We start from the raw sequence: 6,663 nt of genomic DNA, 5'->3' as shown, positions 1-6,663 counted from the left end.
GGCCGCCACCTGGGACTGGGCGCGGGCCCGCAGGAAGTTCGGGATCAGGATCGCCGCCAGGATCGCGATGATCGCCACGACGATCAGCAGCTCGATGAGCGTGAAGCCGCGCTCACTGCGAAGCCTGCGTGCGAAGAACTGGAACATGTGCCTGCATCCTCCTCGTTCGTCTTCAGGGTGAAACCCTGGACCCGGCAGGGCCCGGGTTTCTCTACACCACACCTTCTGCCCGCGATCTCCCCCCGTTAGACCTCCCCGGCCGGCGCAGACCTCAGGGGGTGGGGACGGACGTCACTCCCACCTCCAGCCCCCCGGTCACCGTGTAGACGATGTACCCCCCGCTGCCGGCCTGGATGTACTTGTCGGGGCCGTCCCACAGCACAAAGCGGGTCCGGGCGGCGTCGGTGGCGTAGCCGTAGGGGGCCCGGTCCACCGGGGAGCGCGGTACCGCCCGGATGTAGCCGCCGGACTCCAGGTCGGATTCCCACGAGGCCGCCGGCGGGTAGGCCTGGTTCTCCCAGTAGTACATCTCCAGGGCCATGACGATGTGGTGGAAGTCCAGCTGGGCGGCCGCCAGCTGGCTGCCGGCCCGGGCCCGGATGAAGTTGGGGATCAGGATGGCCGCAATCACGCCCAGGATGGCGATGGCCACCAGCAGCTCGATCATGGTGAAGCCGGCCTGTCCGCGCCGCATCTTCCATGACCTTTCCCCCGACCTGATACGGGACCCCGGCCGGACTGCCGCCGGACCCGTCACCGGCCTTATGCCCCCCTCGCACCTCCCATAGGCCCGGGGGTCTGGCGCACGCCTGTACGGGGGTAAGACCAGCGGGGGGCAGGAAACCGGCACCCCGGAGGGAAACCCTTTCAGCCAAGGGAGCGTGACAATGCGACCATCCGCCGCCGCAGTCCTCGCCGCAGCTGTCCTGCTCGCCACGTCCCCCGCCCCGGCCCAGGAGCCCGCTCCGGCTCCGCCACCGGCCGCCCCGGCCCCTGTCCAGCCTCTTCCTGCCCCGCCGGCCCGACCGTCTGTCCGCCAGATCGTACCGGGCCAGGCACTGGCCGGGATCGTTCTGGGCCAGCGCATCCAGTTGATCCTGGCCCGCTTCGGCCGGCCCTCGGTGGTCCGGGAGACGATGGTGGACTCGGTGTACACCTTCAGCCGGTGGGGAATTGCGGTGTACGTCAAAGACGGCACTGTTACCGCCGCGTCCACCTCCAACAGCCTGCTGAAGATCAGCGAGGACCTGGGGGTCGGCTACCGCGCGGAAGACGTCATCCGCCTGTTCGGCCGCGGCTTCCGGGAAGGCACGGTGGAGGGGTTCCCGGGCCTGGTCTACGACGACGTGGGCGTGGCTTTCGGCCTGGACCGCCAGGCCGTCGCCGTGATCATCGTCTTCCGGCCGCGCACCGCCGCCCAGGTCTCCGGGCTCCTGCCCGGCGGGGCCGCCCCGCCGCCCGTGGCCAGTTTCCCCCACGTGGCCAACCTCCGGCCCTACAGCGTGGAGACCAACTACTTCTCCCTGCCCGGCTACCTGCGCTGGGTCGTCTTCCATGCCTCGGGGGTGTGGATCACGTTCGGGGAGGCGGCGCGGGTCGTCGAGGAACAGCGGAGCGAGGCTCGCTGACCGGCGGCAACGCGAGGCCCCGCTGGACAGGCATTCTGTCATTGACGCGGCGGACTCGCCCTTACGGCCCCAGGCGTCCGCATCCCCTCTCCGAGTCCGCATCGCCACTCCTCGCAGGAAGCAGCCAGGTCAGCCGGCAGGACCGCAGGCCGCGGCCGAGCTGACACTTCCCAGGCGTCACGGGCCTCGGGAGACGGCGTGCCCGCCTCCTGGCTCCGGCTTCATACGCTACCCGGGGCACGCGCAGAAGTCAGTAGCCCGAACGAGCCATTTCTCATGCTTGGGGAGAGGCGTCAGCGCCGTCTGGGGCTCGTTCCCCGTCCAATCCCCCGACGCCTTCAGGAGAGACCGCTGCCAGGTCGGACAGACGAGGGGACGGCCGGACGCCGTCCCCTCGTGCATTCTCGCGATCCCGCGATTCCGTCAGTCAGCGGAGGCCGGTGATCAGCTGGTACAGCGGCATGTAGAAGCTCAGGACGATGAAGCCGACCACGAAGCCCAGGAAGACGATCAGCATGGGCTCCAGGATCGAGGTGAGCTGGGCCAGGGTGGTCTCCACCTCGGCGTCGTAGAAGTCGGCCACCTTCTGCAGCATGGTGTCCAGGGTCCCGGTCTCCTCGCCCACCGACGTCATCTGCACCACCATGGGCGGGAACAGGCCGCTGGCCTGCAGGGGCAGGGCGATGGACTCGCCCTCGCGGATGCTGTTGCGCACGTTCTCGATGGCCTCGGCCACCACCTTGTTCTCCACCGCCTTGGCCACCACGTCCAGGGCCTGCATGATGGGCACGCCGCTGGTGATCAGGGTCCCCAGGGTCCGGGTGAACCGGGAGATGGTCACCTTGCGCACCAGGGGCCCGAACACCGGCACCCGCAGCTTGAACCGGTCAAAACGGAAGCGGCCGATGGGCGTGCTGATGTACATGCGCAGGCCGTACAGCCCCAGCAGGATGAAGCCCAGGAACACGTACCAGTACCCGGTGAGGGTCTTGGTGAACCAGATCAGGACCCGGGTGGGCAGCGGCAGCGTCAGCTCCAGCCCCTCGAAGAAGCCGATGAACTGGGGCAGGATGAAGAACACCAGGAAGAAGATCACGCCGAGGGCGAACACGAAGATGGCCGCCGGGTAGGTCACCGCGGCCCGCACCTTCTGGCGCAGGGCCAGGTCCTTCTCGAAGAAGATGGCCAGGCGGTTGAGCACGTCGTCCAGGACGCCGCCCACCTCGCCGGCCCGCACCATGTTCACCGTCAGGGTGCTGAAGGTGTCAGGATGCTTGGCCAGGGCGTCGGAGAGGGTCATGCCCTCCTCCACGTCCTTGCGCACCTCGCTGACGATCTGGCGGAGTTTGTGGCTTTCGGTCTGCTGCTCCAGGATGGTCAGGGTGCGCACCATGGACAGCCCGGCGTTCACCATGGTGGCGAACTGCCGGGTGAAGATGGTCAGCTCCCGCAGTCCCACCCGCCGCAGCCGCCGCAGCCCCGCCCGCAGGTCGGCGCGGGGAGCGGCCCGCTCCAGGCTGGTGACGTAAAACCCCATCTCCTGCAGCTTGCCGACCACCGCCACCTCGGTGTCGGCCTCGATGGCGCCGGCCACCACTCGTCCGGAGGCGTCGCGTGCACTGTACCGGAAGGTCGCCATACCCCTCACCCTCACCCTCTCCCCAGAGGGGAGAGGGAAAGTTTGCGTATCCCCTCACCCTCTCCCCATAGGGGGCGAGAAGCTGTTGATGCCGGCCCTCTCCCCGAAGGAAGAGGAGAATTGCCAGTGCTCGCCCCTCTGCCCGGGGGAGACGGAAAGTTTTCCCTCCCCTCAGACTATCCGCTCCCGGACCGGCGCGGCAGTCCCTCCTCCGGGTTACTGGCCTCCCCGTTCGATCATCTTCCGCAGCTCGTCGGGGTAAATGGCCCGGGCCAGGGCGTTCTCCAGGGTAATCAGCCGCCGGGAGTACAGGTTGAACAGGGACTGGTCCATGGTCTGCATGCCGTACTGGGCGCCGGTCTGGATGGCGGTGTGGATCTGATGGGTCTTGGCCTCCCGGATCAGGTTGCGGATGGCCGGGGTGGCGATCATGATCTCCACCGCCGGGACGCGCCCGATCTCCTCCAGCGACGGCCAGTTCCCCTTGCGCCCGTCCCCCATCCCGCCGCCCGCCCCCCGGGCCGCGGCGGCCACCGCCGCCACCCGCCGCTCCTCCCGCCGCCCCACGAACTGCGCGTTGGGCAGCAGCTGCTGGCTGATCACCGCCTCCAGCACCGAGGCCAGCTGCACGCGGATCTGCTGCTGCTGGTGGGGCGGGAAGACGTCGATGATGCGGTCGATGGACTGGCTGGCGTTGGCGGTGTGCAGGGTGGCGAAGACCAGGTGGCCGGTCTCGGCGATGGTCAGAGCCGCCGAGATGGTCTCCAGGTCGCGCATCTCGCCCACCATGATGACGTTGGGGTCCTCCCGCAGCACCGCCCGCAGGGCGTTGGGGAAGGACTGGGTGTCAAAGCCCAGTTCCCGCTGGTTGACGATGCTCTTCTTGTGGTGGTGCACGTACTCGATGGGGTCCTCGATGGTGACGATGTGGGCCGCCCGCTCGCTGTTGATGAAGTCGATCATGGCGGCCAGGGTGGTGGACTTGCCGTGGCCGGTGGGGCCGGTGACCAGGATCAGCCCCCGGGGCAGCCGGCACAGGTCCTTGACCACCAGGGGGATGTTCAGCTCCTCGATGCTGGGAATGACCTCCGGGATGACCCGGCAGGCGACGCCCACCGATCCCCGCTGGCGGTAGACGTTGACCCGGAACCGCCCCAGCCCGGCCACCGCGTAGGACAGGTCCAGCTCCCAGGTCTTTTCGAACTTCTGCTTCTGGAACGTGTTGAGCATGCTGTAGGCCAGCTGGAAGGTGTCCTCGGGCGTCAGGGGCGGGTGGTTGAGGGGCTGGAGCTTGCCCCACACCCGGACGGTGGGCGGCACCCCCACGGTCAGGTGGAGGTCGCTGGCTTTGGCTTCCACGGTCTGGCGCAGCAGGTCGTCGATGTGCATCTCACACCCCTGGGGCATGCATGCCCCTCCGTGGCGTCCGCTAGGCGTGGCGGGGACCGAAACCGCGGACGCAGGAACGCGCGCACGGCCGCAGGCCCGCCCCATCCCCTCTCGCACAGGTGGACAGCCCGGGCCCGGCCGGGGGAATTAGCCCTCCGCGTGTCGGCGCGTCCGCGCTGGAACGTCCTCGTCCGCCACGTCCTCGGGCCCGTTGGCCGGCTCCACGTGGACCACCCGCCACACCTCGGCCAGGGACGTCACCCCCGCGGCCGCCTTGGCCAGCCCGTCCTGCAGCAGGGTGGTCATCCCCGCCGCCACCGCCTGCTCTTTCAGCTCGTGGTGGGGCGCCCGGTTGACGACCAGCCGGCGCAGGTCCTCGTCCATCTCGGCCACCTCGAACACCGCCACGCGCCCCCGGTAGCCCGTGTAGTTGCAGAAGTCGCACCCCCGCGCCAGGTAGAACGCCCCCTCCGGCGCCTGGGGTCCCAGCCGCGCCCGCGCCTCCTCCGCCCCCACGGGGTCCGGCTCCCGGCACTTCGGGCACAGCACCCGCACCAGTCGCTGGGCCGCGACCCCTTCCAGGGCCGACGCCACCAGGTAGGGCTCGATCCCCATGTCCAGCAGCCGCGTGATCGCCCCCGGCGCGTCGTTGGTGTGCAGGGTGCTCAGCACCAGGTGCCCCGTCAGCGCCGCCTGCACCGCGATCCGCGCCGTTTCCAGGTCCCGGATCTCGCCCACCATGATGATGTCCGGGTCCTGGCGCAGGAAGTGGCGCAGCGCCGAGGCGAACGTCACCCCCGCCCGCGGGTTCACCTGCATCTGGGTGATCCCCGCAATCTGGTACTCCACCGGGTCTTCCACGGTCACGATGTTCACCTGCTCGCTGTTGAGCTCGTTGAGGATCGCATACAGGGTCGTGGTCTTCCCGCTGCCCGTCGGCCCCGTCAGCAGGAAGATCCCCTGGGGCCGCCGGATGATCCGCCGCAGCCGCGCGATGTTGGCCGCCGACAGCCCCAGCTTGTCCAGGTCGTAGATGGGCGCTGATTTGTCCAGCAGCCGCAGCACCGCCTTCTCCCCGTAAAACGCCGGGATGGTGGACACCCGCACGTCAATGGGCCGCCCGTCCACCCGGGTCTGGAAGCTGCCGTCCTGGGGCACCCGCCGCTCGGCGATGTCCATGTTGGCCATGATCTTGATCCGGGACACCACCTGGGCGTGCACGTACTCGGGCAGCGTCCCCCGGGTCAGCAGGACCCCGTCGATCCGGTAGCGGATCCGGATGTGCCTCTCCTGGGGCTCGATGTGGATGTCGCTGGCCCGCTTGCGCACCGCTTCCTCGATCAGCCGGTTCACCAGCCGCACCACCGGCTGCTCCTCCGCCATCCGCCGCAGCTGCTCCAGCGACACCCGCTCCTCGTCCACCGCCGGCGGCCGCGGCAGGTCCCGCACCAGCTCCTGGGCCACGTCCAGCGCCGGATACTGGTTCAGCGCTGCCTGGAAGTCCCGCACCGTGGTGACCGCCACCTTCACCTCCATCCCCGTCACCCGCCGGATCTCGTCCACGGCCACCACGTCCAGCGGGTCCACCATCGCCACCGTCAGCACCCCGTCCCGCACCTCCAGCGGCACCGCCTGCAGCCGGCTGGCCAGCGGCGCCGGCAGCAGCCGCAGGACGTCCTCGGCCAGCCCCACCCCCGCCAGCCGCACGTAGGGGATCCCGATCTGCTGGCTGAGCAGCCGCGCCACGTGCTCGGGGTCCACGATCCCCATGTCCAGCAGGACCCGCCCCAGCCGCTCCCCCGTGGCGCGGTGGATCTCCAGGGCGCGGGCCAGCTGGTCAGGGGTCACCAGCTCGTGTTCCAGCAGCAGCTGGCCCAGCGGCGGACGGCGGCGGGGCCCGTCGGGGGACGGATTCCGGACGGGATCAGCCGGGCGTGACGCATCGCCCGGAGAGGGGTCGCGGTCGCCCATACAACCTCCGGGAGGGAAGAGGGAAGAAGGATGAGG

At 69.5% G+C, this 6,663-nt stretch carries 6 protein-coding genes; 1 reads left to right on the top strand and 5 read right to left on the bottom strand.

The window, feature by feature from the left end:
• Both RB150_02755 and RB150_02750 read right to left on the bottom strand, forming a co-directional pair.
• Positions 1 to 147: prepilin-type N-terminal cleavage/methylation domain-containing protein (locus tag RB150_02755; GenBank protein MDQ7819460.1), on the bottom strand; the 147-nt coding region annotated here is incomplete at its 3' end.
• A 124-nt stretch (positions 148 to 271) separates the two neighbouring features.
• Entirely contained in the window at positions 272 to 694 is a 423-nt protein-coding gene (locus RB150_02750) for a type II secretion system protein (GenBank protein MDQ7819459.1), read from the bottom strand.
• 193 nt (positions 695 to 887) lie between these two features.
• Between RB150_02750 and RB150_02745 the strand changes: the two genes are divergently transcribed.
• Positions 888 to 1,628 carry a hypothetical protein gene (locus tag RB150_02745; GenBank protein ID MDQ7819458.1) on the top strand — a complete coding sequence of 247 codons (741 nt, stop codon included), beginning with the start codon at positions 888 to 890 and terminating at the stop codon, positions 1,626 to 1,628.
• A gap of 427 nt (positions 1,629 to 2,055) precedes the next feature.
• On the opposite strand, the gene RB150_02740 is transcribed toward RB150_02745, so the two are convergent.
• From RB150_02740 to RB150_02730, 3 genes are all read right to left on the bottom strand, one after another.
• Positions 2,056 to 3,267 (bottom strand): type II secretion system F family protein, encoded by a 1,212-nt coding sequence (locus tag RB150_02740; GenBank protein ID MDQ7819457.1) that lies wholly within the window; start codon positions 3,265 to 3,267, stop codon positions 2,056 to 2,058.
• A 216-nt stretch (positions 3,268 to 3,483) separates the two neighbouring features.
• Positions 3,484 to 4,674, bottom strand: coding sequence for a type IV pilus twitching motility protein PilT (locus RB150_02735; protein MDQ7819456.1), 1,191 nt, complete (start codon positions 4,672 to 4,674; stop codon positions 3,484 to 3,486).
• Positions 4,675 to 4,803: 129 nt separating this feature from the next.
• Entirely contained in the window at positions 4,804 to 6,627 is a 1,824-nt protein-coding gene (locus RB150_02730; GenBank protein ID MDQ7819455.1) for an ATPase, T2SS/T4P/T4SS family, read from the bottom strand.
• Between the last annotated feature and the right edge of the window lie 36 nt (positions 6,628 to 6,663).

It is taken from the genome of Armatimonadota bacterium, assembly GCA_031081675.1.
Classification (GTDB): Bacteria; Sysuimicrobiota; Sysuimicrobiia; order Sysuimicrobiales; family Kaftiobacteriaceae; genus Calidihabitans; species Calidihabitans tengchongensis.
Note: the sequence above shows the minus strand (reverse complement) of the source record. Positions and strands in the feature narration are given on the sequence as shown.